The 22,960-nt window shown below is 70.3% G+C and carries 22 protein-coding genes and 2 tRNA genes; 15 read left to right on the top strand and 9 right to left on the bottom strand.

Translation table 11 applies throughout. The features are described 5' to 3' along the window. Positions 1–426: 426 nt before the first annotated feature. Positions 427–1,719, top strand: coding sequence for an acyltransferase family protein (locus tag H0B56_RS18315; protein WP_180894322.1), 1,293 nt, complete (start codon positions 427–429; stop codon positions 1,717–1,719). 71 nt (positions 1,720–1,790) lie between these two features. On the opposite strand, the gene H0B56_RS18310 is transcribed toward H0B56_RS18315, so the two are convergent. After that, positions 1,791–4,157 (bottom strand): Tex family protein, encoded by a 2,367-nt coding sequence (locus H0B56_RS18310; RefSeq protein ID WP_180894321.1) that lies wholly within the window; start codon positions 4,155–4,157, stop codon positions 1,791–1,793. A gap of 162 nt (positions 4,158–4,319) precedes the next feature. Here H0B56_RS18310 and H0B56_RS18305 point away from each other — a divergent pair, with 162 nt between their 5' ends. After that, positions 4,320–5,177, top strand: coding sequence for an enoyl-CoA hydratase-related protein (locus H0B56_RS18305; protein WP_180894320.1), 858 nt, complete (start codon positions 4,320–4,322; stop codon positions 5,175–5,177). Positions 5,178–5,205: 28 nt separating this feature from the next. Beyond that, on the top strand, positions 5,206–5,829 hold the full coding sequence (locus tag H0B56_RS18300; protein WP_180894319.1) for a TetR/AcrR family transcriptional regulator: 624 nt from the start codon (positions 5,206–5,208) through the stop codon (positions 5,827–5,829). Between the two features lie 10 nt (positions 5,830–5,839). On the opposite strand, the gene H0B56_RS18295 is transcribed toward H0B56_RS18300, so the two are convergent. After that, complete coding sequence (locus H0B56_RS18295; protein ID WP_180894318.1) at positions 5,840–6,289, bottom strand: SRPBCC family protein; 450 nt, start codon at positions 6,287–6,289, stop codon at positions 5,840–5,842. A gap of 131 nt (positions 6,290–6,420) precedes the next feature. On the opposite strand from H0B56_RS18295, the gene H0B56_RS23540 reads away from it, so the two are divergent. Next, on the top strand, positions 6,421–8,340 hold the full coding sequence (locus H0B56_RS23540; protein WP_180894317.1) for an FUSC family protein: 1,920 nt from the start codon (positions 6,421–6,423) through the stop codon (positions 8,338–8,340). Between the two features lie 39 nt (positions 8,341–8,379). Here H0B56_RS23540 and H0B56_RS18285 read toward each other — a convergent pair whose 3' ends face one another. Together H0B56_RS18285 and H0B56_RS18280 are read right to left on the bottom strand one after the other, a co-directional pair. Continuing rightward, positions 8,380–9,327, bottom strand: a complete 948-nt coding sequence (locus tag H0B56_RS18285; protein WP_425484548.1) for a prephenate dehydrogenase — start codon at positions 9,325–9,327, stop codon at positions 8,380–8,382. 30 nt (positions 9,328–9,357) lie between these two features. Next, on the bottom strand, positions 9,358–10,593 hold the full coding sequence (locus H0B56_RS18280; RefSeq protein WP_180894315.1) for a M20 metallopeptidase family protein: 1,236 nt from the start codon (positions 10,591–10,593) through the stop codon (positions 9,358–9,360). 71 nt (positions 10,594–10,664) lie between these two features. Here H0B56_RS18280 and H0B56_RS18275 point away from each other — a divergent pair, with 71 nt between their 5' ends. From H0B56_RS18275 to H0B56_RS18235, 9 genes are all read left to right on the top strand, one after another. Further along, positions 10,665–11,147: a tRNA adenosine deaminase-associated protein gene (locus H0B56_RS18275; protein ID WP_180894314.1), complete on the top strand. Its 483-nt coding sequence runs from the start codon at positions 10,665–10,667 to the stop codon at positions 11,145–11,147. A gap of 5 nt (positions 11,148–11,152) precedes the next feature. Beyond that, positions 11,153–11,632, top strand: coding sequence for a deaminase (locus H0B56_RS18270; RefSeq protein WP_180894313.1), 480 nt, complete (start codon positions 11,153–11,155; stop codon positions 11,630–11,632). Positions 11,633–11,733: 101 nt separating this feature from the next. Further along, complete coding sequence (locus H0B56_RS18265) at positions 11,734–11,991, top strand: CsbD family protein (protein WP_180894312.1); 258 nt, start codon at positions 11,734–11,736, stop codon at positions 11,989–11,991. Between the two features lie 84 nt (positions 11,992–12,075). After that, positions 12,076–12,162, top strand: a tRNA-Ser gene (locus H0B56_RS18260). A 201-nt stretch (positions 12,163–12,363) separates the two neighbouring features. Beyond that, positions 12,364–14,064, top strand: a complete 1,701-nt coding sequence (gene ilvD, locus H0B56_RS18255) for a dihydroxy-acid dehydratase (protein WP_180894311.1) — start codon at positions 12,364–12,366, stop codon at positions 14,062–14,064. A 169-nt stretch (positions 14,065–14,233) separates the two neighbouring features. Continuing rightward, the gene (locus H0B56_RS18250; RefSeq protein WP_180894310.1) at positions 14,234–14,674 is read left to right on the top strand and encodes a DoxX family protein; all 441 of its coding nucleotides are present in this window, start codon (positions 14,234–14,236) and stop codon (positions 14,672–14,674) included. A gap of 101 nt (positions 14,675–14,775) precedes the next feature. Continuing rightward, positions 14,776–15,228 (top strand): limonene-1,2-epoxide hydrolase family protein, encoded by a 453-nt coding sequence (locus H0B56_RS18245; protein WP_180894309.1) that lies wholly within the window; start codon positions 14,776–14,778, stop codon positions 15,226–15,228. Positions 15,229–15,309: 81 nt separating this feature from the next. Further along, positions 15,310–17,199 (top strand): endonuclease/exonuclease/phosphatase family protein, encoded by a 1,890-nt coding sequence (locus H0B56_RS18240; protein WP_180894308.1) that lies wholly within the window; start codon positions 15,310–15,312, stop codon positions 17,197–17,199. A 46-nt stretch (positions 17,200–17,245) separates the two neighbouring features. Further along, complete coding sequence (locus H0B56_RS18235) at positions 17,246–18,058, top strand: ESX secretion-associated protein EspG (RefSeq protein ID WP_180894307.1); 813 nt, start codon at positions 17,246–17,248, stop codon at positions 18,056–18,058. A 42-nt stretch (positions 18,059–18,100) separates the two neighbouring features. On the opposite strand, the gene H0B56_RS18230 is transcribed toward H0B56_RS18235, so the two are convergent. Beyond that, a complete protein-coding gene (locus H0B56_RS18230) occupies positions 18,101–18,406 on the bottom strand; it encodes a hypothetical protein (RefSeq protein ID WP_180894306.1) in 306 nt (101 codons plus the stop codon). Between the two features lie 79 nt (positions 18,407–18,485). Between H0B56_RS18230 and H0B56_RS18225 the strand changes: the two genes are divergently transcribed. Next, on the top strand, positions 18,486–18,866 hold the full coding sequence (locus H0B56_RS18225; protein ID WP_180894305.1) for a MerR family transcriptional regulator: 381 nt from the start codon (positions 18,486–18,488) through the stop codon (positions 18,864–18,866). Between the two features lie 234 nt (positions 18,867–19,100). After that, positions 19,101–19,748 (top strand): class I SAM-dependent methyltransferase, encoded by a 648-nt coding sequence (locus H0B56_RS18220; RefSeq protein ID WP_219632889.1) that lies wholly within the window; start codon positions 19,101–19,103, stop codon positions 19,746–19,748. Positions 19,749–19,805: 57 nt separating this feature from the next. On the opposite strand, the gene H0B56_RS18215 is transcribed toward H0B56_RS18220, so the two are convergent. From H0B56_RS18215 to surE, 4 genes are all read right to left on the bottom strand, one after another. After that, positions 19,806–19,893, bottom strand: a tRNA-Ser gene (locus H0B56_RS18215). 114 nt (positions 19,894–20,007) lie between these two features. Further along, a complete protein-coding gene (locus H0B56_RS18210) occupies positions 20,008–20,739 on the bottom strand; it encodes a DUF4328 domain-containing protein (RefSeq protein ID WP_180894303.1) in 732 nt (243 codons plus the stop codon). 168 nt (positions 20,740–20,907) lie between these two features. Beyond that, complete coding sequence (locus H0B56_RS18205) at positions 20,908–21,831, bottom strand: LysR family transcriptional regulator (RefSeq protein WP_180894302.1); 924 nt, start codon at positions 21,829–21,831, stop codon at positions 20,908–20,910. A gap of 164 nt (positions 21,832–21,995) precedes the next feature. After that, the gene (gene surE / locus H0B56_RS18200; protein WP_180894301.1) at positions 21,996–22,952 is read right to left on the bottom strand and encodes a 5'/3'-nucleotidase SurE; all 957 of its coding nucleotides are present in this window, start codon (positions 22,950–22,952) and stop codon (positions 21,996–21,998) included. Between the last annotated feature and the right edge of the window lie 8 nt (positions 22,953–22,960).

Here is a 22,960-nt window from a genome sequence, read left to right as displayed (position 1 = left end):
GACTTTCGTGTATGTTATCGGCGTTCCCGACATACGTGACCCCCGGTGTGGTCCCTGTGTGCCTCCGGGGCACACCAGCGGGAAGCCCCAGTCTGCCTGGGGTGATGAAGCACGGCGATCACGTAGCCGTAACGGTCGCCGGGCCGGTGGGGCCGGTACTGCCTGCCGGGGTGGCCGTCGCACACGACGGTGCTGCCTGCCCGGATGGTCGCCGGGTACCGCGCGAGCCGTCCCTCCGCCCGCCGGTATCATCGCCGATCTGGACTCGAAGGCTCGCGACGACCCTCCGTCACCGGCATGGTCGCCGCGCCCGCGTCGCACGTGTACGACGCACCGGCGACGGGCGTGCCGGGTGCGGGGCCGGTGGTCACCTGGCGAGGGAGGGCACGGCGTGAGCGGCACGATGACTCGTGGGGGGATCGGGAATTGAGTGGGCCGTTACCTGACGCCAGGGGGCGCATCGCGTTCATCGACATCGGCCGGACCATCGCGGCATTGCTGATCTTCTACGTGCACGTGGACGGTTTCTATGTTCGCGAGGTGTACGGTTCGACGTTGCTCGACCGGGCCCTGCAAAGCACGTTCGCGGAGCCGTTCGGCTTCGAGGAATACGACTTCGCCGCCGCGGGCCTGGGGTTCTTCTTCCTGGCCAGTGGGTTCGTGGTTACTCCGATCGTGCTGAAGATGGGTGGGGCCCGGTTCGTCTTGAATCGCGTCTTCCGCCTCTACCCGCTCATCGTCGTCACGGTCCTGCTGAGTGCGGCACTGACCGCGTTCGGCATCCGCGTCATGCTGACCGGATCGGTTCCCGACGTCACCGTGGGAACGGTTCTGCGCAATATCGCGCTCGTCAACTTCTCGACAGCACCGTACGAGCCGCTGGTCGCCGTCGCCTGGTCGCTCGCGATCGAGATCCTCTTCTACGCGACTCTGGTGCTCGTGCTTCCCGTGTTGCGACGGTGGCTCTGGTTGGCGATCGCGGTGCAGCTCGAGCTGGTGTTCATAGCCGTCCTGCTGCACAACCAACTCGGGGAAGGCTACGTGTACTTCGCCTCGCAGATGGCCTACGTGCTGGTGCCGATCATGGGGCAGGTCATCTGGGCCGGGTGGACCCGGAAGATCCCGGCCTGGGGCGCGCTCGCCTATCTCGGTGTGTCGTGGGTCCTGTACGTATGGGCGGACCCTGTCGGGAACATGCACATGAACTACGGCCTCCGTACCGAGCCGGTCGCCATCGCGGTTCTGGCGTTCCTGGTCGGGCTCGGGTTCGAGAGGCACCTACGGCAACGCCGGTTCTGGGCCGAGGGCTCCGAGCGTGTCTACTCGCTGTACCTGATCCACGGGGTCGTCGCGATATCGGTGATGCACACCCTGCACGGGACCATGCCGGTATGGCTGGTCTTCCTGGTGGGCGTGCTGGTGACGTTCGCCGCGGTCGAGGTCTCGCACCGGCTTGTCGAGCGACCCAGCCACAACCTGGGGCGCAGGCTGTCCGGCAGGCCCACGTACGGCGACCGGCGGGCCCGTGGTGGCCGGAACCGCGTGACCGGTCGGCACTCGGCAGGCGAGGTGGAGCCGGCGCGGTCACCGGACTCCGCGGCACCCGCGGAGTCCCTGCCGGGTTCGCCGGCGAACGGGACCCAGCCGGAGGCACCAGGGACACCGGAGTCGCCGCAGGCGGCACGCCACGATCACGAGGTGGACCCGACGCGCGGGTGACCGTGAGGCCGGATCGGCAGGTTATCGGCAGGTCGCTGCCCGGCCGTGCCGCGGACCGGCGGCTCGCCGCCCTACCCGAACCCTGCCTGGCGCAGGGCGTCGGCCATGCTTCCCTTGGGCGTGTCCTCTCGCCGGCCGCCCCGGCGCTGTTTGCCCCGCTGCCCGTCCTTGCCGGAGCCGCCTTGCTTTCCGCCGCCCTGCTTGCCGGGCTGCTTGCCGCTGCCCCCTCGGGATGCGGGCTTGCCGCCTGCCTCGTCGTCGAGTCGCATGGTCAGTGAGATGCGGTTGCGCGTGGTATCCACCTCGGTGACCTTGACCCGGACGACATCGCCGGACTTGACGACCTCGCGCGGGTCGGAGACGAACTCGGTGGACATCGCCGAGATGTGTACCAGCCCGTCCTGGTGCACGCCGACGTCGACGAACGCACCGAACTTGGCGACGTTGGTGACCGCCCCCTCCAGGACCATGCCCGGCTCGAGGTCGGAGATCTTCTCGACCCCTTCGGCGAACCGGGCCGTGGTGAACGCGGGCCGGGGGTCGCGTCCCGGCTTGTTCAGCTCGGTCAGGATATCGGTGACGGTGGGCAGCCCGAACCGCTCGTCGACGAACCGGTTCGGGTCGAGCGAGTTCACTGTGGACTCGTCCCCGATCAGCTCCTGGATACCGACGCCGACGGCATCCAGGATGCGGTGCACGACCGGGTAGGCCTCGGGGTGCACGCTCGACGCGTCCAGCGGGTTGTCGCCACCCGCGATGCGCAGGAAGCCCGCGCACTGCTCGAAGGCCTTCGGCCCGAGGCGGGGGACATTGGTCAGCTCCTGCCGGGAGCGGAACCGCCCTTGCTGGTTGCGGTGCTCGACGATGTTCTCGGCCAGCGAGGACCCGATTCCCGAGACGCGGGCCAGCAGCGGGGCCGAGGCGGTGTTGAGGTCGACGCCCACCGCGTTCACGCAGTCCTCCACCACGGCGTCCAGCGACCGCGACAGCGAGGACTCCGGCAGGTCGTGCTGGTACTGGCCGACACCGATGGACTTCGGCTCGATCTTGACCAGCTCGGCGAGCGGGTCCTGCAGCCTGCGCGCGATGGATGCCGCCCCGCGCAGCGAGACGTCGAGCTGACCGAGCTCGGCGGCGGCGATCGCGGACGCCGAGTACACCGATGCTCCCGCCTCGGAGACCATCGCCTTGGTCAGCCCGCGCTCGGGGTGGCGCTTGATCAGGTCGGCGGCCAGCCGGTCGGTCTCGCGGGAGGCGGTGCCGTTGCCGATGGCGACCAGCTCGACCTCGTGCGTGCGTGCCAGGCGTTCCAGCGTGGCGATCGCCTCGTCCCAGTGGTTCTGCGGCTGATGCGGGTAGATCGTGTCCGTGTCGACGACCTTGCCCGTCGGGTCGATCACCGCGACCTTCACGCCGGTGCGGTAGCCGGGGTCGAGGCCGATGGTGGCGCGCGTGCCCGCGGGTGCGGCGAGTAGCAGGTCGCGCAGGTTGCCTGCGAAAACCCGCACGGCCTCCTCCTCGGCTGCCTGCCGCAGCCGCGCGCGCAGGTCGATGCCGAGGTGCAGCAGGATCTTGGTGCGCCACGCCCAGCGCACCGTGTCGGTCAGCCACCGGTCGGCGGGCCGCCCGCGGTCGTCGATGCCGGCGCGGGCGGCGATGCGCAGCTCGTAGTCGCTCGGGCCGTCCGGTTCCTCGCCGGGCGCCTGCGGCGCCATGGTGAGGTCGAGTACGTCCTCCTTCTCCCCGCGCAGCAGTGCGAGAGTCCGGTGCGAAGGCAGCTTGGTGAAGGCCTCGGAGTACTCGAAGTAGTCGGCGAACTTCGCGCCGGACTCCTGCTTGCCCTCGCGCACCCGCGAGACCAGGTGGCCGTCCGCCCACATGCGCTCGCGCAGCTCGCCGATCAGATCGGCGTCCTCGGCGAAGCGCTCGACCAGGATGGCCCGCGCGCCGTCGAGCGCGGCCTTGGTGTCGGCGACACCCGCCTCGGCGTCCACGTAGTCCTGCGCGGTGACCTCGGGGTCGTGGCCCGGGTCACCGAGCAGGGTGTCGGCGAGCGGCTCGAGGCCCGCTTCCCGCGCGATCTGTCCCTTCGTGCGGCGCTTGGGCTTGTACGGCAGGTAGATGTCCTCCAGCCGGGCCTTGGTCTCGGCCGCGCGGATGCGCGCCTCCAGCTCGTCGTCGAGCTTGCCCTGCTCACGGATGGAGTCGAGGATCGTCGTGCGGCGGTCTTCCAGCTCACGCAGGTAACGCAGCCGCTCGTCGAGGGTGCGCAGCTGGGTGTCGTCCAGCGACCCGGTGACCTCCTTGCGGTAGCGGGCGACGAACGGGACGGTCGCCCCGTCGTCGAGCAACCCGGCCGCCGCGGCGACCTGGCGCTCGGCCACCCCCAGTTCCTCGGCGATCCGCTGGTGTATCGACGGTGTGCCCACGGTCGTCATCGATCCTCTCGCAGTCCTTCTCGCGGTCCGGCTCGCACAGGCGCGCGTTCGCGGCCGGGAACGGTATTCTCGCCGAGACCCGCACCGCCCTGTCACCTGGCCCGGCGGTTGGCGGACCGGATTCAATTGACTTAGTGACAATAAGTCGGCATCGTGTGTGTCATGAGCTACACCGAAGTCGCGTACTCCGTCGCGGACCGGGTCGCCACTATCGCGCTGAACCGTCCACAGGCACGCAACGGCTACACGATCACGATGTCCGATGAGCTGGAGGACGCCTTCAGCCGCGCCGACGCCGACCCCGACGTGCGTGTCGTCGTGTTCACCGGGGAAGGTACCGACTTCTGTGTCGGTGCCGACCTGTCCGCGGGCTCGCTCGAGGTCGCCGGCGATGACACCGGCGGCGGTGCGGCCGGTGGCGAGCAGTCCTGGCAGGAACCGGCCGGGCGCTGCTCGAGACGGATCTTCGCGAGCAACAAGCCGGTCATCGCGGCCATCCGTGGTGCGGCGGTCGGAGCGGGCTCGACGATCATCCTGCCGGCCGACTACCGCCTGGCCGCGACGGACGCGCGGTTCGGTTTCGTGTTCTCCCGCAGGGGTATCTACCCGGAAGGCGCGTCGACCTGGTTCCTGCCCCGGCTCGTCGGGCTCGGCACCGCGCTGGACTGGATGGTCTCTGGCCGGGTGTTCGGCGCCGAGGAAGCCGCCCGTGCGGGGCTGGTGCACCAGCTGCACGAGCCGGAGGATGTGCTCGACAAGGCTTACGAGCTGGCACGCGACCTCGCGGACAACACGGCCCCGGTATCGGTCGCCGTGATCAGGCAGATGCTGTACCGGATGAGCCCGCTGGACTCCCCTGGCCCGGTGCACGAGGTCGACTCCCGGCTGATCGCCGAGTGCGCGAGTGACCCGGACGCCGTGGAGGGGATCATGGCGTTCCTGCAGCGGAGGGCGCCCGAGTTCAGTGGGACCGTGGACAAGGACATCCCGGCGTGGCTGCCCTGGCGCGAGGAGCCGTGAGGTCGACGATGCGGCAAAATGGCATCTCATGAGTACCGAGACGGTCCCGCGGTGGCGGCGGCTCGAGCCGGACGAGCGGCGCGAGCAGATTCTCGAGTGCGCTATCCGCCAGTTCGGGGAGCGCCCGTACGCGGCGGTGTCCACCAGTGACGTCGCCCGTGAGGCAGGGGTGGCGCGCGGGTTGATCAACCACTACTTCGGCTCCAAGCGCGGCCTCTACCTGGAGGTGGTGCGCCGGATGGTGATCGTCTCCGACGAGCACGTGCCGAGGCTGCCTGCGGGCTCGCTGGAGGAGCAGGTCGACGCGGCCGTGGACTGGCTGCTCGGGGCGATCGGCGTGCACGGCAAGACGTGGATCGCCGTGATCGGCGCGGAAGGGGTCGGGGACGATCCCGAGGTCGAGCGGATCCTGGCCGAGGCCGACGAGCGCGCCGCGGAGTACGTGGTGCAGATGGTCGGGCTGGACGACGTGACTTCACACGGCGCGGAGCTACGGGCGCTGATCCGCGCGTTCGGCGGGATGGTCAAGGCCGCAGGCAGGGAGTGGATCAGCAAGGGCACGCTGAGCAGGGAGCAGGTGCACTTCCTGCTCAGCCAGCAGCTCGTCCATCTGACACGGGAGCTCTTCCCGCGTCTGCGTGAGCTGGGCTGAACGCCCGGCCCTACAGCCGCTCGCCCGCGCGAGCCAGCTTGCCCGCCAGGTTCGCGATCATCGCGCGCAGCAGGCGCGCCGTCAGCGCACCGGTACCCGGCAGGCGTTCGGTGAAGCTGCCGGTCCACGTGATGTCGGTTCCACCGTCGGCGCGCGGGGACAGCTGCACGTCACCGCGGTAGTCCCGCATCGGGGACGGGGTGAGGAGCACGTACCCGTGCAGCTTGTCCTGCTCGTGCGCGACGGTCTGCTCCCGCAGGCCGAGCGGCCCCAGCCCGAGCTTGCGGATGGCGCCGACACCACCTGGCGCGGGGTCGCCCTGGGTGACCAGCGATGACGTGGGCACGATCGGCTTGGCCCACTCTGACCATCGCGAACCGTCGCTGAGCAGGCCGAACAGGGTGGCCGGATCGGCACTGCTCGTGCGTCGCACCTCGTAGGTGAATGTTCGCCCAGCCATCGGGATCCTCCCGTGCTCGAATCGTGCCGTGCTTCTCGCCGGCCACCCTACGACGTACCCGCGCCGGGGTAACCGGCAGCCGGCTCCCAGCGTGCTGCCGAGGTGCGCACCTGCCGTGTGAGGATGGGACCGTGCCCACCCCGCGCGACCTACCCGCCCCGCTGTGGCTGGTGCAGTTGCTCCGTGGGAGCTCCGTTCCGGTGCCGTGGGGCCGCGCGTTACGGGCCGCGCTGGCACTGGCCGTGCCGCTGGCCGTCGCGTTCGCCGCGGACCGGCCCGAGTACGGGGTGCTCGTCTCGGTGGGCGCGCTACCGGCCGTGCTCGCCGATCGGGGCGGCTCGTACCGGCAGCGCGCGTTCCGGCTCGGGTCGGCGTCGCTCGCGGCCACGTTCGGTTTCGCTCTCGGGCTGCTGACCAAGGACGCCCCGCTGGTCTCCGCGGGGGTGGTCGTGCTGGTGGCCGCGCTGTCGGTACTTGTCAGCTCGGTCGGCGACACCGTGTCCATCGCGGGTCTGATGATGCTCGTGTTCACGGTGCTCGGCGCCGGCCAGTACCTGGAGGGAGTGGGGATACCGGCGATACTCGGCTCCTTCCTCGTGGGCATCGTCTGGAGCCTGGTGATCGGTCTGGCGGGTTGGGCGGTGCGCGGGACCAGCCCGGAACGGGCCGCGGTCGCGCAGGTGTTCGTGGAGCTGTCCGTGTTGCTGTCCGTGCGGGACGCGGCCACGGCACGGGCGGCACGGCACCAGCTCACGGTCGCCATGAACAGCGCGTACGACCAGCTGCTGTCCGCGAGGGCGCGGCTACCGCGCAGGGACGCGGCCTACCGCAGGCTGCTGACGCTGCTGTCCGAGGCGACGCCGCTCGTGGAGGCCGCGGTGGCGATGGTTGGCTCGGGTCGGCGCGCGCCTCGCCCGGTGATCGATCATCTGATGGACGTCGCGGCAGCGGTGCTCGGCGGTACCCGGCTGCCCGAGCGCCCTCCCGTGGAGGAGGGCCCGAGCCCCTCGGTAGCGGTCGGCGCGCTGTACGCGGGCCTGGCGCGGCTCGGGCACGGCGATGAGCGCGCACCCCGCCCGCCGGCCTCGCCGCGCGTGTGGCTTCGCGAGCAGCTGGCCGGTCTCACCGCCGACAGGGCCACGTGGCTCGGCGTCGCGCGGCTGGCGTTGTGCATGGCCATCGCCGAAGCACTGAGCCTGGTCATGCCGCTCGGGCACGCGCACTGGATCCCGCTGACGGTCGCGCTGGTGCTCAAGCCGGAACTGGGTTCGGTGTTCGGGCGGGCGGTGCTGCGCGGGATCGGCACGGTCGGCGGGGTCGGCCTCGGCGCGCTCGTGCTGCTCGCCTACCCGCACGGCTGGGTGCTCGCGGCGCTGGCCGCGCTGTTCGCCGCGGGCGTGGCCATCGGCAAGGCCTTCAACTACGGGATCCTCAGCGCGTGCATCACGCCGCTGATCATCATCCAGATGGACGTGCAGAACCTGGGTGAGCCCGCGCTGCTCGTCGAGCGGCTGACGCACACCCTGCTCGGCTGCGCGGTGGTGCTGGTCTTCGGGTACTGGCTGTGGCCGGGGGCGCGGCACCGGCACGCCGGGCCCGCGGCCGCCGATGCGATCGACGCGGTGCGGCGTTATGTCGACATCGGCTTGCGTAACGTCGGGCCGGATGCCGACCGGGTGGAGCGCAGGCGCGCGAGGCGGCAGGCCTACCGGGCGCTGGCGAACCTGCGCGCGGCGCTCGCGCACGTCCTGGTGGAACCGTCCCCTGCCGGGCGCCGGGCGATCGAGCTGTGGTCGGTGACCGTGGGGCTGGAGCGGGTGAGCGACGCCGTGACCGAGGTGTGTGTCAGTGCCGACCACGGCGGCGCGCGCCCGACAGAGGTCGAGATCGGCCGGCTGACCGCGGCGATCGCCGAGCTCGCCGCCGCGGTACGGCAGGGACGGGGTCCGGAACGGACGCCGTTGCCGGAGGCGCGGGAGGGCACCGCGCTCGCCGCGCTGAACCAGCAGGTCGATGCGGTACTCGACACGCTGCGGGGCGCTCACGCGTGAGCCGGGGCGTCCCGCGCGGGCAGCGCGGGTGCCGGGACGCTACACGGCAGCCGTGGCGACGGTGCCGTCCAGCGCGGTGACCCTGCCACCCTGCGCGCCGAGCGTGCGCAGGGCATGGGCGGCCTCAGGCCCGGCGAGGTCGATCCGAATCTCCGCTCGCTCGCGGGCCCGGTTCCGCGCCAGCTCGTTCGCGCCCTGGTGGCCGCTCATGATCGTCGCGCGTAGCGACCCGGTGGAGGCGAGTGCGCCACGAGCCGCGCCGAGCAGGCCGAGCGCCTCGTCGATGGCGGGTAACAGTGCCTCCCGGTTGCCTTCCGTCATCGCCGTGGTCAGCTCGGGCCGGCCGCCCGCGACCCGGGTGCCGTCGGTGTACGACCCCGCGGCCAGCGCCATCGCCAGTGGCCCGCCCTGCGCGCCGACGGTGGCCAGTACCGCGGACAGTACGTGTGGCAGGTGCGAGATGCGCGCCACCGCCGCGTCGTGTTCGGTCGCCGAGGTCGGGACCACGTGTGCGCCCGCGTCGAGGGCGAGCCGCGCGATCTCGGCCCACGGCGTGAGGTCACCGTCCGCTGTGCAGAGCACCCACGCGGCGCCGTCGAACAGCGCGGCGTCCCCTGCCGCCCAGCCGGAGCGCGTCGCCCCGGCCATCGGGTGGCCGCCGACGAACGCGGCGTCCGGCACCAGGCGGCTCACCCGCTCGGCCACCGGTCCCTTGACGCTGGTGACGTCGGTGAGCACGCAGCGTGGAGCATGCTCGGCCACCGCACCGAGTACCGCATCGATCGCTGTCAGCGGGACCGCGAGCACCACGATCGCGTCCCGCTCCGCGGCTCGCCGCAACGCCGCGTCGACGTCGGTGTGCACGTCGAACCCGTCGGCGGTGGCGGCCGCGACATCCTCGGGGGCCTCGGCCGCCCCCCACACCTTCCGGCCGGCCCGGGCTGCCGCGCGCAACACCGACCCGCCGATCAGCCCGAGCCCGACCACGCATACGTCTCGCACGCGCGTCATCCTGCCTTATACACGCGCGTCGAGCGCGAACGCCGCGTACATCGCCACGCCGTGCGGCAGCGCGGCCTCGTCGAACACCACACGGTTGGAGTGGTTCGCCGGAGCCGTGTCGAGCTCCGTTCCCGGTGGGCAGGCCCCGAGGAAGGCGAACGAGCCCGGTACGCGTTCCAGCACGTAGGAGAAGTCCTCCGCGCCCATCAGCGGCTGGGCCATCGGCTCGGCGTGCTCCGTGCCGAGTACCGCCTCCGCCAGCTCGAGGGTGCGGTCCGCCTCGGCGGAGGAGTTGACCGTCGGCGGGTAGCCGGTCTCCAACCGGACCTCGACCTCGCAGCCGTGCGCGGCGCCGACGTGCTCGCACACCCGGGCCAGCGTGTCGTGCAGCAGCTTCCTGTTGTCCGCCGAGAGGGTGCGGATCGTGCCCTCCAGCTCCGCGGACTCCGGGATGATGTTGGACGTGGTGCCTGCCGACACGCGCGTCACCGTCAGCACGGCGGGGTCGAACGGGTCGAGCTTCCTTGTCACATTCGCCTGCAGGGCGCCGACCATCTCGGCGGCCGCCGGTACCGGGTCACACGCGGCATGCGGGGCCGAGCCGTGCCCGCCCCTTCCGGTGACCAGCACCCGGAACTGGTCGGCGGCGGCGAGGATCGGGCCGGGCCGGGTGGATACCTGCCCTGACGGGGTATTGCCCTGGATGTGCAGGGCGAAGGCGCGTGCTACACGTTCTCCCGCCGCGTCGAGCACGCCGTCGTCGAGCATGTACCGCGCCCCGTGGTGCCCTTCCTCGCCTGGCTGGAACATCAGCACCACCGAGCCGGACAGCTCGTGGGAGTGCGCGGCGAGCAGCCGGGCCGCCGAGGTGAGCATCGCAACGTGGGTGTCGTGCCCGCAGGCGTGCATGGCTCCGTCGACGGTGGAGGCGAAATCCAGGTCGGTGTCCTCCCGCAGGGGTAGGGCGTCCATATCGGCACGCAGCAGGATCGCGGGCCCGGGGCGGGCTCCGCGCAGTACGGCTGTCACCCCGCTGGTGCTGTCGGCGCGGGTGATCTCCAGCGGTAGATCGGCCAGCTCGTCGAGCACGGTCTGCCGGGTGCGGGGGAGGTCGAGTCCCAGTTCGGGGCTGCGATGTATCGCGCGCCGTCCCGCGATCGTGCGATCCTGTAGTTCCACGGCTTCGCTGAGTAACCAGGCGAGGTCGCGCGGGGGGTGGGCGCGGTCGCCTTCGGAGTCTGCTCGGTCCATACGGAGTGATCTTGGCATGATTCTTGGTATTCCGGTATGCGTTCCGGCCTTGAGGGGAATACCGTGTGCGCATGGCGGAGCGAGAGCCGATCGCGGGGTTCGCGATCGCTGCCGTGCGGGAAGACGGTAACTGGCAGTGCAGCACGCTCGATCCGAGCGCGCTGACCGAACTGGACGCGGCGCTCACCGAGCTGCGCAAGGTCAGAACCAGCGGTGCCGTGCTCGGGCTACTCGCCGTCGATGACGAGTTCTTCGTCGTGATCCGCCCGTCGCCGAGCAAGATCTCCCTGTTGCTGTCCGACGCGGCTGCCGCGCTCGACTACGACATCGCGGCCGATGTGCTCGACGTGCTCCGCGTCCCGACGCCGGGAGAGGACGACGACGAGGTGTGGTCCGAGGGGGATCTGGACATCCTGGCCGACTTCGGCCTGCCCGCCGACGAGTTGGAGATGATCGCCGCCGAGATCGAGCTGTACCCGGACGAACAGCTGCAGATGATCGCCCAGCGGTGCGGGTTCGCCGACGCGCTCGGCGAGGTACTCGACCAGGACTGAGACGGGTGCGCGAGCGTGAGCACGCCGAGCTGGTGCGCGCGGCCATCGATGCCGCTCGCCAGGCTCGCCAGGAGGCCGACGTGCCGGTCGGGGCCGTGGTGTTCGCCCCGGACGGCACCGAGCTCGCTCGCGCGCGCAACGCCCGCGAGGCACTCGGCGACCCCACGGCGCACGCCGAGGTACTCGCGCTGCGCGCGGCGGCGGCGCGGTGGGGCGACGGGTGGCGGCTGAGCGGCTGCACGCTCGCGGTGACGGTCGAGCCCTGCACGATGTGTGCCGGTGCGCTGGTGCTCGCACGTGTCTCGCGGCTGGTCTTCGGGGCGTGGGAGCCCCGCACCGGGGCGGTCGGCTCTTTGTGGGACGTGGTGCGTGACCGGCGTCTCAATCACCGGCCCGAGGTCGTCGGCGGGGTGCTCGCCGGCGAGTGCTCGGCGCTGCTCGACGATTTCTTCGCTGCTCATCGGGGCGATCCCGCCACGGAGTGAAGATGTCCGTGGCGCCGTGAAATCCGTCGCTCGAGGCGCAATCGTGGAAGGTGGGCCCGAGCGGCAAGGACGCGGGCCCGTCCCAACGACAGGGAGACGCCATGGGCATCCTCGACAAGATCAGGAACAAGGCCGAGCAGGCCGCGGGCAGTGCCAAGGAGAAGGCGGGCGAGGTCGCGGGTGACGGCGACCTCGCCGACTCCGGCAAGGCGGACCGCCTCGAGGGCCAGGTGAGGGAAGCCGGCAACGAGTGGAAGGACAAGGCCGAGGACGTGGCCGGGCAAGCCAGGGACAAGGCAGGCGGTGCGGTTTCGGACGCCAAGGACAGGCTGGACGACAGGTTCGACGACGAGGACTGAACGCACCTGCAGGGGAAGCCGTTCACGCGCGAGGGGAGCCCCCCTTTCCGGAACCGGCTGAGGCGGGCAGGTAGCCTTGTCGGCGGTAGCGTGTCCGAGCGGCCTAAGGAGCTCGCCTCGAAAGCGAGTGACGGTTGACCCCGTCCGTGGGTTCGAATCCCACCGCTACCGCACGGTGAAACGCCGTCGCTCCGCACTCGTGGAGCGGCGGCGTTTTCTGCTGAGTTGATGTGGCGCTGGTCGCATCCCCCGGGGGATTGCCCTCGCGCCTGCGCGCAGGATGTAGAACGACGTTACGATCACAGGGTTATGTCGTTTCAGCGGTGAAAGCCCTCACACGCCATCGCGATACACACCGGAGTCGATGATCTGATGGAAAACAGCGAAGAAACTCGGGCCGCGCGTGGGCGTAAACCCCGGAGCACGGAAGTGACGGGTGGTTACGAGCGCACGCCCGCGCGAGCGATGCTGCGTGCGGTCGGGATGACCGACTCCGACTTCGAGAAGTCGCAGATCGGGATCGCGTCCTCGTGGAACCAGATCACGCCGTGCAACCTCTCGCTCGCCCGGCTGGCAGACGAGTCCAAGATCGGCGTGCGGGACGCGGGCGGCTTCCCGATGGAGTTCGGCACCATCTCGGTCTCCGACGGGATCTCCATGGGGCACGAGGGAATGCGCGCCTCGCTGGTGAGCCGGGAGGTGATCGCCGACTCGGTGGAATGCGTGGTGCATGCCGAGCGGCTGGACGGCACGATCCTGCTCGCCGGCTGCGACAAGTCGCTGCCGGGAATGCTGATGGCGGCCGCGCGGTTGGACCTGGCATCGGTGTTCCTCTACGCCGGTTCGACGTTGCCCGGGCACCTGGGGGACAACGACATCACCATCCAGGACGCGTTCGAAGGTGTCGGTGCCTGCGCGCTGGGCCGGATCAGCACCGATGAGCTGGAGGAGATCGAGCGGCACGCCTGCCCGGGTGAGGGAGCCTGCGGCGGGATGTTCACCGCGAACACCATGGCGGCAGCCGCCGAGGCGCTCGGTATGTCGCTGCCCGGCAGCGCGTCGCCGCCCGCCCCGGACAAGCGGCGGGACAGCTACGCGCAGAAGTCCGGCGAGGCCGTCATCGAGCTCATCAACAAGGGCATCACCGCTCGCCAGGTACTCACCAGGGAGGCCTTCGAGAACGCGATCACCGTGGTGACCGCGCTCGGCGGGTCCACGAACGCGGTCCTGCACCTGCTGGCGATCGCGCGCGAGGCGCGTGTGGACCTCGATATCGACGAGTTCAACCGGATCGGCGAGCGTACCCCGCTGCTGGCGGATGTGAAGCCCTTCGGGCGCTACGTGATGAGTGACATCGACAGCATCGGCGGTGTGCCGGTGGTGATGAAGGCGCTGCTGGACGCCGGCCTGCTGCACGGGGACGTGCTCACCGTGACGGGCAAGACGATGGCCGAGAACCTCGCGGAGATCGCCCCGCCCGACCCGGACGGCAAGATCATCGCCGCGGCGTCGTCCCCGCTGGCCGAGACGGGCGGGCTCACCATCCTGCGCGGCAGCCTCGCCCCGGAGGGGGCTGTGGTCAAGAGCGCCTCGCTGACCCAGGCTGTCACGGAGGGAACCGCGCGGGTCTTCGACGACGAGCAGGATGCCATGACGGCGGTGACCGCGGGACGGATCAACCCCGGGGACGCGGTCGTGATCCGCTACGAGGGGCCCGCGGGCGGTCCCGGGATGCGGGAGATGCTCGCGGTGACCGCGGCGATCAAGGGCGCCGGGTTGGGCTCGGACGTGCTGTTGATGACCGACGGCCGGTTCTCCGGAGCGACGCACGGGCCGTGCATCGGGCACGTGGCGCCCGAGGCCGCACACGGTGGGCCGATCGCACTGGTCGAGGACGGGGACCGCGTCCGGCTCGACCTGAACGAGCGTACGTTGGACGTGCTGGTCGACGCCGACGAGCTGGCACGGCGCAGGGAGAACTGGAAGCCGCGCGAGCCCCGCTACACCTCGGGAGTGCTTGCCAAGTACGCCAAGCTGGTTGGCTCGGCCGAGGACGGCGCCGTCTGCGGCTGACCCGCCGCGTCGGCCGTTTCGGCCCACTGTGTCGGCCCCCTCGACACCCCGAGTTGGGCCTCTCGGCACCCCGAGTGCGTTGTTCCGGCACGGCCGATGAGTTTCGTCCGGGTCCCCGGTCTATCCCTGCGAGCAAGCCGACACGGGCTTATCGCATGGGAGGATCGAGATGACTGTGACATACGACCGGGACCGCGCCGCGACGCCGCTGCTCGGCAAGCGCGCCAACATCGCGCTGTGGACCCTGCAAGTACTCGCCGCGGCGTTCTTCGCGCTGGCGGGTGCCTTCCCGAAGCTCACCGCGCATTCCTCGGCGGTCGAGGCCTTCGACCAGATCGGCCACGGTACGTGGTTCATGTACCTGGTCGGTTCCCTGGAACTGGCCGGTGCCGTCGCGCTGCTGCTCCCACTGCTGTGCGGGGTCGCGGCGCTGGCGTTCATCGGCCTGATGATCGGCGCGTTCACCTACGAGCTGGTCGTCTTCGGCGGGGGGAACGCCGTCTCGCCCCTCGTCGTGCTCGTGGTGATGGCGATCATCGCGTGGTGGCGCCGGGATCGCACCGCACGGTTGTTCGGCCTGCTCGCCGGGAGGGAAAGGGGCCGGGCGTAGCCCTCCGGTTCCCGGAGTGGCCGCCGCGACAGCGCGGCGGCGCGCCGCGCCACGCGGTACGGTCGGTACGATCGTCCAGTCACGAGCCGCGGGAGGTCAGGATGCCCGAACCGGTCGCTGCGGAGAGGACGCGCGAGATCGCCACGGTCGAGGAGTTCCTCGGTGCACTCGAGGACTTCGACCTGGAGCGCGCGCTGTCATACCTCGCCGAGGACGTGGTGTACCAGAACGTGCCGCTGCCGCCTGCCAGAGGCATCGGCGCCGTGACCAAGCAGCTGCGGCTGATGGCCCGGTACGGCACCGGATTCGAGGCGCACACGCACCGCATCGCCGCCAGCGGCGACACCGTGCTGACCGAGCGCACCGACGTGCTCATCGCGGGAAGGTGGCGCGCGCGGTTCTGGGTGTGCGGAACGTTCGAGCTGCGTGACGGGAAGATCGTGCTGTGGCGCGACTACTTCGACTGGGCCACGGTGCTGGCGTCCAGCGCGCGTGGCTGGGTCGGGGTGCTCGCGAGCGCGGTCCGTCGACGGGTGGCCAGCAGCCGCTCCTGAGGTGTCGCTCCGGCTTCTTCCCTCGTTCACCGGGGTACGCGAGGATGCGCCCAGGACGGTTGTCGAGGAAGGGACCGGGGTGTGAGCGTACGAGGTCGGCGCCTGGTGCTCGGCGGTATCGCGGTCGCGGTGCTCGCCGGCGGTGCGATCGCCCCCGCGTCCGGCAGCGTGGCCCGAGCGGGGCTGCTGACCGCCTGCTCGACGGGCGACACGGGAGTCGATCCCGGACAGGCGCGTATCGGAGACATCCAGGGAACCACCCGCCTCTCCCCGCTCGACGGTGAGCGGGCGGAGGGCGTGCCCGGCATCGTGACCGCGCGACGGTCGTTCGGCTCGAAACGCGGGTTCTGGTTCCAGGACCCGCACGGCAGCGACGACCCGCGTGCCAGCGACGGGCTGTTCGTGTTCACCGGCGACACGACTCCCGATGTGGAGCCCGGTGACGAGGTCATGGTCACCGGAACGGTGCAGGAGTACTACCCGCGGGGTGCCGACGACGGGCCGTACCCCTCGACGACCGAGCTGATCGACGCGGAATGGACGGTCGCCTCGTCCGGCAACGAGGTGCCCGAACCGGAGCTCGTCGAACCCGGCACGGTTCCGGAGGAGCTGGCGCCGGAACCGGGCGGCAACATCGAGGAGCTGGAGCTGGAACCGGACACCTACGCGCTGGACTTCTGGGAGTCCCGTGAGGGAATGCTCAGCGCCGTGCGGGACGTGCCCGTCGTGGGGCCGACGACCGAGCACGACGAGCTGTACGTCACCACGAAGCCCGAGCAGTACCCCAGCCCGCGCGGCGGGACCGTCTACACCGGCTACGACAACGACAACACGGGCGTGCTCAAGATCAAGCAGTTGATCCCGTTCAGCGAGCGGCCGTTCCCCGAGGTCGATACGGGCGACACGCTGGCAGGGGTTACCGCGGGACCGGTCAGCTACGACCGGTTCGGCGGCTACACGCTGCAGGCGACCGAGCTCGGCGAGGTGCGGCCCGGCGGGCTGGAACGGGAGGTCGCTCGTGAGCACGAAGCCGGGGAGCTCGCGGTGGCCAACTACAACGTCGAGAATTTGTCCGGAGTGGACGATCAGAAGCGCTTCGACGAGATCGCGCGGAGCGTGGTGGACAACCTCGCCACCCCGGACATCCTGACCCTCGAGGAGGTGCAGGACGACACCGGCGCGGAAGGCGAGGGGGACGGCGTCGTGGACGCGGATGTGACGCTCGGGCGTCTCGCCGACGCGATCTCCGATGCGGGTGGTCCCCGGTACCGGTGGCGGCAGATCAGCCCCGAGGAAGGCGAGGACGGCGGCCAGCCGGGCGGTAACATCCGGGTCGCGTTCCTGTACGACCCGGAACGCGTGACGTTCGTGGACCGACCCGGCGGTGACGCGACCACTCCGGTCGAGGTGGAGTCGAGCGAGGGGTCGCCGCGACTGTCGGTGTCACCGGGCCGGATCGATCCGCAGCACCAGGCATGGCGCGACAGTCGCAAGCCGCTGGTCGGCGAGTTCGATGTGGACGGTCGGACGGTCTTCGTGGTCGGTAATCACTTCAACTCCAAGCGCGCCGACCAGCCGGTTCACGGGCGGTTCCAGCCGCCGGAACGGGTGTCGGAGGAGCAGCGAGTCCAGCAGGCCGAGCTGGTCCGGGGTTTCGTCGACGAGGTGCTCGACGTGGCCGCGGATGCGAACGTGCTGGTAGCAGGCGACCTGAACGACTACGCGTTCTCCCCGGCCGTGGGTGCGCTGACGTCCGGCGTCGCGTTGGACGCGCTCATCGAGACCCTGCCCGAGAACGAGCGCTACACCACCGTGTTCGAGGGACGCTCCCAGGCACTGGATCACATGCTCCTCACCCCCGCGGCGCGCGGCGTGGACTTCGAGGTGATCCACATCAACGCGGAGTTCCGCGAGCAGTCCAGCGACCACGACCCCACGCTGGTGCGGTTCCGCCCGGCGGGCGGCGACTGACGGCGGGCTCGGTGCGGCACGCGGTACGGTGGCTGCCGGTGGCGAGGTGGCTTCTGACCGTGAGGAGTGGGCGGGAATGCCGGACGAGTTCTCGCTGGAGGCGTCCGCCGTCGAGGTGATCGCCGAGTGGCTCGGGCTGCCCCGTAGCTGGCAGCCGTTCGACATCCCGCATCGTGGCGTGACGGTGGACGAGCGGCGTGCCTATGTCGGCCACGTGTGGCAGCGGCTGCGCGAGGACGGGCTGACCGACGGCACGCGGCTCGACGGCGACGTCGAGGCCGCCCTGCGCGTGTGGACCGCGCCGGACCTGCTCGTCGTGGTACGAGCCGAGCAGGACTTCGACCCACCGCAGGTGCTGTACCGGGCGGCCGCGGGGCGCGAGCTGGGGGTGTTCTCCGAGCAGGTCGGTACGTCGATCCGGTTCGAGCTGGTGCCCGCTGAGCGGGTGATCGACCGCGTGACGGGCATGCTGCCGCCGCACAGGGCGCTGCCGGTCGAGCCGTGCTCGGTGCTGGTGGAGTCGGGCCGGCAGGTAGCGGGCGCCGAGGAGGACGCCGAGATGCCCACGGTGGCCGAGCAGGCCAGGCGGCACGACCGGCGGGACAGGGAAGGCGTGCGGGCGTTCTCCCAGTGGCCCGTGGTGCTGTGCGGCGGGTACGAGCTGTACCTGCGGGACCGCGGCAACCTCGACCGCGTCGGGACGATGCAGTTCTTCGACACCGACCACGGCCGGTACGTGATCGGTGTCGAACAGGCAGGGGACGGCACGATGCGGCTGAACTTCATCCCCTCGGACGGCTCGCACGTGGCGCGCTGGCTGCACGAGGAGGTCTCGTTCGCGCGGCGCGCCACGGGTTGACGAACCCCCGGACCGGGGCCGAGGTACCAGCCGCGAACCTGATCAGCTGCCGAAGGCGCCGACCAGCGCCTGGAGCATTCGCTCGGCGCCGTGCGGCGCGGAGACACGTAGCCGTACGGCGTCACCGGTGTCGCGGACGTCGAAGTCGAAGAACGAGCAGCAGCTCGATTCCTCCCGGACGAACTCGCGCACCAGGTGCTCGCTGCTGGGCGCGAAGGTCAGCACCGCGTGCCGGTCGTCCTCCCACTCGTATCGCGCCAGCTCGGCCACCAGCGCCCGGTCCGCTTCCTCGCGGCGCCTGGCGTCCTGCTCGCTCAGCTGGCACGTGAACGCTTCGTCGTTACTCATCCGGTGCTCCCTGTGCTGTCGTGGCGTTGCTTGTGCGGCGACGGTATTGTTTGAAGTGGACTTCAAGTCAAGGAGTGCTATGGCCGGGACGCTGTCGATCGGTGAGGTCGCCCGCCGTACCGGTGTCGCGGGTTCCGCGCTGCGCTACTACGAGCGGCTCGGGCTCATCACCGCGGAGGGACGCGACGGCAGGGGCCGGTTCTACCGGCCCGAGGTGCTCGTCCGGCTGCGGGTCATCGGCTACTTCCGGCAGGCCGGTTGCACGCTCGAGGAGATCTCCGAGCTGCTCTCCAGCGGCGACGGCTGGCATGCACTCGCGCACCGCAAGCGCGCCGACCTCGAAGCAGGGATCCGCGCGTTGCGGCAGGCACAAGAACTGATCGACGCGGCCCTGGAATGCGGCTGCGCGGACCTCGAAGGGTGCTCCGCGCATCACGATTCCACTTCCCATCCGGCGTGACGCCGCCGGCACGTGTGCGCGGCTCGGATTTGCCAAACCCGCAATGACGTTTGCTCAATTTGCGCGAGCTCCCGCATACTTCGCGTGTAGGTTGTCGCGAGGACCGGTCAGCGACGGGACTGCTGTGACGTGGTGGTGCGCGGTGGTGGCGCTGTGGGGTTGAGCGAGGCGCCGATGCCGGATCGGGAGCGGGGATGGTCATCGCGGCGCCCGGACCGGCAGAAGGGAGTCGTTGTGTCCGAACAGTTCGACCAGGCGTTCTGGGAAGAACGTTACCGCGGCCGTACCGTCGCCTGCGGTACGCAGCCCAATCCGCAGCTTGTGGCGGAAGCCGCCGAGCTGGTTCCCGGATCGGCACTCGACGCCGGCTGCGGCGAGGGAGCCGACGCCGTGTGGCTCGCGTCGCGCGGCTGGCAGGTGACCGCCGTGGACATCGCCGCTACCGCGCTGTGCCACGCGCGGGAGCACGCCGAGACCTTCGGCTTCGAGGTCACCAGCCGGATCGACTGGGTACAGGCCGATCTGACGAGTTGGACGCCCGCCGAGGAGTGCTTCGATCTCGTCTCCACCCACTACGTGCACGCGACGGCATCGCGCGGGGCGCTGTTCGACCGGCTGGCGGCATCGGTCGTACCGGGCGGAACGCTGCTCATCGTCGGCCATCACCCGTCGGATCCGACTACCGGATCGCATGCCGCCACGCCGGATGTGCACTTCACAGCCGAGGAGATCGTAGCCGAGCTCGACCCTGGTCGCTGGGACATCGTCGTCGCCGAGACCAGGACCCGATCAGCCACCGGGCACGACGGTCACGAGACGATCATTCGCGACGCCGTGCTCCGGGCGCGCAAGCGCCACCGGGATCAGTGGCCTTCGGGCTGAGCAACGAGAAGGCGCCGGGCGTCCCTGCGCGGGTTCCCGGCGCCTTCCCTGGTGAGGTGGCGGAGGATACGGGATTCGAACCCGTGAGGGTGTTACCCCTACACGATTTCCAATCGTGCGCCTTAGGCCGCTCGGCCAATCCTCCGCCGAACAGCGTACCGGAGCGGTTGAGTCGTAGGCGCAGCGGCCCGTACCCGCCGGTCGGCACAGTGGCATGCCGTGGCGGCTGGTGCGGGTGGCGACCGTTCCGCCCTGCGCCTTACGTGATGGGGGCGGCCGGGTGCTGCCACGTGGTCACCCGGCGCATGATGACGATGATCAGTGTCGCGGCGGCCAGCGTGCACGCGGCCGCGAGCGTGTCCGCCAGCGCGATCCTGCGGACGTGCTCGTCGTCCAGGTACTCCGGTACCCGTTCCAGGCTGAAGCTCAGCCGGTTGGCGAACCCCATGGCAAGGACGGAGAACCACCACCAGCCGATGATCGCGCTGCCGCCGAGTTGGGCGAGTCCTCCCCGGTGATCGTGCGGCGTAGTGGGGTCGCTTGCCCGCCACACGTCCCGGACTACCTGGTACGGGAACCACAGGTTCACGACCGGGACGAACCAGGAGCCGATGACCCAGCCGCGCGCTCGCCGATGCGTGGCCAGGCAGCGCTGTTCGGCGTTGGCGCGTGCCATCCACAACCACACGATGAACAGCACCGCTGCGGCGATGAAGGCGATGATGTACGGCACCGTGATCACCGCAAAGATCTTGTCGGCGGCTTCCAGGTCGCCGACGTCGACTCCGGCAACGTTGTCGTAGTAGTCGGCCCAGACCCGGTAGGAATTCCAGCTGGCGATGCTGTAGATGACGTCAATCAGCGCGACGATCCCGACCAGGGTCGCCGCGGCCACGAACAGCCTGCGCACGGGTCGCGGTGCAGTCGGACGTGTCGTCGTACTCGGCGGTGACGGGTGGTCGCCCGGTTCTGGCGGCATCGTTCCGGTCATAGCGTCTCCTCCCCTTCGGTACTGTTGCGAACGGCTGGAGACACTATGAGAAGCTTTTCCGAAATATGCTCACTTTTTCTGAAATGTGATGAGCATCCCCGTCTGCGCCCGTGCCGGCCATGGTGTCCCCGGTCATGCCTGCGCCAGGCGAGCAGGGTCGTGCCGCTCCTACGGGGCGGGAGACGCGTGCGCGTGATCGCTGGTCGCCACTCCTTCGCCGCCGGAGGCGGGCTTTCGTGCCGCGACCCCGAGGAACGTGCGGGCGGCGGGCCCGAGGGGCCCTGGCGTGTGGACGACCCCGAACGGTCGTGCCAGCCGCGGGGCGAACGACCGGACCTCGGCGCGCGCGCCGAACGTGCGGAACGTGCTCTCCCGGAAGCACAACAGCGACGCGATCCCGTCGAGCACGCTGGAGACCCACGTCACTCGCTCGTCGGTCTCCACGACCGGGAAGGGGTGTACCCCGGCCAGCGCGAACAGCCCGTCCAGCTCACTGCGGCGGGTGCTCCCCCTGGACGGTAGGACCATGGGCAGGCCGTCGAGAAGGGATAGCGACACCGGATCCGGGAGCGCGGTGCCCCGCGGCGACGTGAGCACGACCTCGAGGGAGCGGACGCGGTGTGCGGTGAGCCGGGGGTCGACCGGCAGGTCGACGATGCCGATATCGGCGTGCCCGGTGCGCAGCGTCTCGCTGAGCTCGTCCCGGTTGCCGCGATAGGTCACCTCGACGGGCGTTGCCGGATGGGTGCGGCGGAATCGGGGGATGACGCCGCCGATGACTGCCATGGCCAGCATCGGCGTGGCGACGACGCGCAGCGGCGGGCCGGTCGGGGTCGCGGGCTGTGCCGTCGTGCGGGGGATCGAGTCCACGGTCGCGAGCGCGGAACGGGCGAGCCGCACCACCCGGTGCCCTTCGTCGGTCAACGTGATCGTGCGTCCCGTGCGGGTGAACAGCGTGACGCGCAACTCCCGCTGGAGGGCGTGCACAGCCCGCGACAGCGCGGGCTGTGCGACGTAGACAGCAGCCGCGGCGGCGGTCATGGTGCCGTGGTCGGCGATCGCCACCAGGTACCGCAGCTGCTGCAGCGTCATAGCCGGACGATAGCGGATACGCGGCCTGCTCAGAAGAAGTGAACTATGTTCTACATGGAATCGTCAGCTGGTTCACGTTTAAGCAGCCGAGCTGCGTACTCTGATCGGTCCATCATGAATCATAAATAGATAACATGTTTCAGTTATGCGGCAGGTTCGGGCGCTCACTCCAGGCGTGCCAGCCGCAGGCGCAACCGGTAACGGTCCCGGTCGGACGCCGTCCAGTCGCCGTCCAGCGGCGTCACGGAGATGTAGTCGTCGGCGAGGGCGTTGTTGTCCGACCGGCGTACCGGGTCACGGTCGGTGTTCAGGTGCGGCAGCACCAGGTAGCAGTCCGCGCACAGGTCCGTGGCCTCGAACCGGGGCCGGACGAAGGCGGTACGGCCCGTTCGTGTGACCCGGGTTCCTTGGGGCTCGTCGGCAGCCGGGTAGTTGACGTTCAGCGTGACGTGTTCCGGCAGGAGCGCACCGTCGTCGGACGTGGCCTGGAGCCGCTCGATGAGCCGGGCGGTGTAGGCGGACGCCTCGCTGATCGAGCCGACGCTTGGCGGGCGGGTGGTCGGGTCGATCTCGACACTGGTCGCGATCGCGGGAATCGCGAGCTCGCTCGCCATCACCGTCGCCCCCACCGTGCCGGAGTGGTTGGTGACGGCCCCCGAGTTGTGCCCGGGGTTGACTCCGGAGACGACCAGGTCCGGCCGGCCGGAGTCGAACGCGTGCTGCACGCCGAACAGCACGGCATCTCCCGGGAAACCGCAGACTGCCCAGACATCGGGCTCGACCTCGCGTGCGGTGATCGTGTTGTCCTGTGTCGGTTCGCCACGGACGTAGTTGGTGGACTGCGCGGTGCCGGTGCCCGACTGCTCTTCGCAGGGCGCGACGACCGTGACGTTGTGACCCGCGCCGGCCAGAGCCTGCCGGAGCGCGTTCAGTGCCGGGTTCTGGTAGCCGTCGTCGTTGGTGAGCAGGATGTCGAGTGGTTCGTCGCTGGTGTACTCCGCGCCCGGTATGCGTTGCGTCGCGGTGTCGGCAGGGGCGGACATGGCGGGTACCGCCGGCGTCAGTGCGAGCGTCAGCAGCACGAGCATCACGAATGTCGAGCGGATTCGTCGGGTTCTCATCGCAGGGG

The sequence above is a fragment of the Haloechinothrix aidingensis genome, assembly GCF_013450155.1.
GTDB classification, from domain to species: domain Bacteria; phylum Actinomycetota; class Actinomycetes; order Mycobacteriales; family Pseudonocardiaceae; genus Haloechinothrix; species Haloechinothrix aidingensis.
Note: the sequence above shows the minus strand (reverse complement) of the source record. Positions and strands in the feature narration are given on the sequence as shown.